3 protein-coding genes are annotated in these 2,542 nt (G+C 54.8%); all 3 read left to right on the forward strand.

The features are described 5' to 3' along the window. Nucleotides 1-224 precede the first annotated feature (224 nt). The 3 genes from Q673_RS0117910 to Q673_RS20755 all read left to right on the forward strand — a co-directional run bounded on the left by Q673_RS0117910 (nucleotide 225) and on the right by Q673_RS20755 (nucleotide 2,530). A complete protein-coding gene (locus tag Q673_RS0117910) occupies nucleotides 225-539 on the forward strand; it encodes a hypothetical protein (protein WP_023004542.1) in 315 nt (104 codons plus the stop codon). A gap of 172 nt (nucleotides 540-711) precedes the next feature. After that, nucleotides 712-1,653 (forward strand): IS1595-like element ISHsp3 family transposase, encoded by a 942-nt coding sequence (locus Q673_RS20750; protein WP_023004543.1) that lies wholly within the window; start codon nucleotides 712-714, stop codon nucleotides 1,651-1,653. 58 nt (nucleotides 1,654-1,711) lie between these two features. Beyond that, entirely contained in the window at nucleotides 1,712-2,530 is an 819-nt protein-coding gene (locus Q673_RS20755) for a hypothetical protein (RefSeq protein WP_235048465.1), read from the forward strand. Nucleotides 2,531-2,542: the final 12 nt, after the last annotated feature.

Consider the following 2,542-nt stretch of genomic DNA (forward strand, 5'->3'; position numbering starts at 1 on the left):
CTACCGCGACCATGCCGGCAAAGGCGGCGAGCACGTTCATTGGAGATATGCAGCATGCGATATGATTGGTGTTATACCGCCGAACTATACTTAATTATTAGGAATTTCAATAGGATGGGAGGGGGTGGTCGCGCAGCATAATATTGTTGAACGCGCGTGCGCGTTCAAGTGGAATATCAAGCATGCTACATAATACAACTGTTAGGCCAACAGGGGAGATAGATATGAGTCGTGCAACAAACATCTTAAGCGTAACGCTGGCCGCCGCTCTCTTCAGCGGCGGGCTCTTGTCCGTCGTCTACTCATCTGACGCATCCGCCCAATCCGTGATTGAGTCGCAAGTTGACGGTGAGTTTGAGGGGTGGGAAGGCGAGACAGTAGTGAAGCTCATGAATGGCCAGATTTGGATGCAGGCGGAGTACTACTACGAGTACCACTATGCATACATGCCCGACGTTCTGATCTACCAGTCAGGTGGTGGCTGGAAGATGAAGGTCGATGGCATAGACAAGGCTGTCAGGGTTGAGCAGCTGCGGTGAGGCGTTGGCCTAACAATTCGTTCAAGCCGACGCCTTCGGCGCGGCTTAACTCGGGCGTTGGGCGGCATCATTCTTCACTGTCTATATGACTACCTGATTACGCATGTTGATCAGCCACCATTCCGCCAACCTGTCCTATACTGAGGTTATATCCAGTAGAGGAGGCGACGTCATGGCTCGCAACCCTATCCAGTTCCAGCCCGGCCTGTCGCTGCCGGCCTTCCTTGAGCAGTACGGCAGCGAAGGGCAATGCCGGGAGGCTCTCTTTCAGCATCGCTGGCCGCGGGGCTTCGTCTGCCCCGACTGCGGCAACACGACCTACTGCCAACTCTCGCGTGGGCTCTACCAGTGCCATCGCTGCCATCATCAGACCTCGCTGACCGCTGGTACGATCTTCCATGGTACGCACCTGCCGCTGACCACCTGGTTCCTGGCGATCTATCTGCTCACCCAGCGCAAGAGCGGTATCTCGGCACTGCAGCTGTCCCGGGAGCTCGGCGTCACCTACAACACGGCCTGGAAGCTCAAACACAAGCTGCTGCAGGTCATGCACGAACGCAACCAGGGAGAGACGCTCTCCGGGCGCATCGAGATCGATGACGCCTACCTGGGCGGTGAGCGGCCGGGAAAGCGTGGGCGCGGCGCTGAGCACAAGTTCCCGTTTGTCGCCGCCGTGCAAACCGATGAGGAGGGGCACCCTCAGCGGGTTCAGCTGCGCCGTGTGAGCGGCTTTACCCTTGCCGAGTTACGTCGCTACGCCCAACAGGCCATTGCGCCTGGTAGTCAGGTCATCAGCGACGGCCTCGGCTGTTTCCGAGCCTTCGACACCCCTACCTACGCCCACGACCGTCACATCACCGGAGGTGGGCGTGCCAGTGTGGAGAACCCTGAGTTCAACTGGGTCAACACCCTGCTGGGTAACGTCAAGAACGCCATCACGGGCACTTACCATGCCATTCGCGGGCAGCATGCCCCACGCTACCTGGCCGAATTCGAGTACCGCTTCAATCGGCGCTATGACCTCAAGGCCATGATTCCGCGCTTTCTCACGGTGGCGGCGAGGACCCCGCCGATGCCATATCGGTTCCTGAAGATGGCTGAGCCTTATGCGTAATCAGGTATGACTAAATATAGGCATAAACATAGAGATCATTGCGTAGGTATTGGCAGAGGTGCTGATCGAAAGATTTGCCACCGTTCTAAACAAGAGGTCTTTCATGGAATGCTTCCGGATTGATGAGAGCGGGTATACAGGATTCGACCTATTAAACGCTGAGCAACCCTTCCAAGGTGCAGCGGCCGTTTCCATAAACGATGAAGAAGCTGAGCGATTAATCAAGGAGCACTTTCCCAGCTTGCAGGCGACTGAACTCAAGTACCAGGCGCTGTCCCGTCGGCCAAAGAATCACCCAAGATTGCTCGGTTTGCTGGGTGATATCCATACTAACTACAAGTGTGTGACCTATGTCTGTGACAAGCGCTTCCTCCTGTTACTGATCTTCTTGGACTATGCAGTCGAGCCGTTTTACTTCGAAAGAGGGATCGATTTTTATGCTGATGGCCAGAACTATTCGCTAGCTTCACTGCTATATTTTGCTGGCCCCACCCTTCTGGATAAGGGTGCCTTCGATGCTCTGTTGGCCGCTTTTCAAACTGCAATGAAGGAGAAGACCAGGAAAGCTCTGGAAGATCTCGTCACAGCAGCACGCAAGACAAAGTGGAATCAGCTACCAGAAGCCATAGGGCCTCTGGCGGGTTATGGAGCTCCGGAGTGCTTATCGGCGATAGCGACGCCTGGTGTCAGCACTGATGCTGCCTTGGTCGTTCTCCAATCCCTGATAAGCCGAATGGAGGTTATGGCTGACGGGCCATATCGGGTTGAGCACGATCAATCAAAAAACCTGCTCTCCTACCACAACTTATTGGAGCGCTACATCAATCATGACGACGAGATTGAGTTTCGGCAGTCAGAAATCGCAAGTATTAAATAAATAAGGTAATCC

The sequence above is a fragment of the Halomonas sp. PBN3 genome (genome assembly GCF_000475415.1).
In the GTDB taxonomy this organism is placed as follows: domain Bacteria; phylum Pseudomonadota; class Gammaproteobacteria; order Pseudomonadales; family Halomonadaceae; genus Halomonas; species Halomonas shengliensis.

Coding starts and splice junctions, on each gene's coding strand:
- Q673_RS0117910 (WP_023004542.1), top strand. CDS start 225: ATGAGTCGTGCAACAAACATCTTAAGCGTAACGCTGGCCGCCGCTCTC.
- Q673_RS20750 (WP_023004543.1), top strand. CDS start 712: ATGGCTCGCAACCCTATCCAGTTCCAGCCCGGCCTGTCGCTGCCGGCC.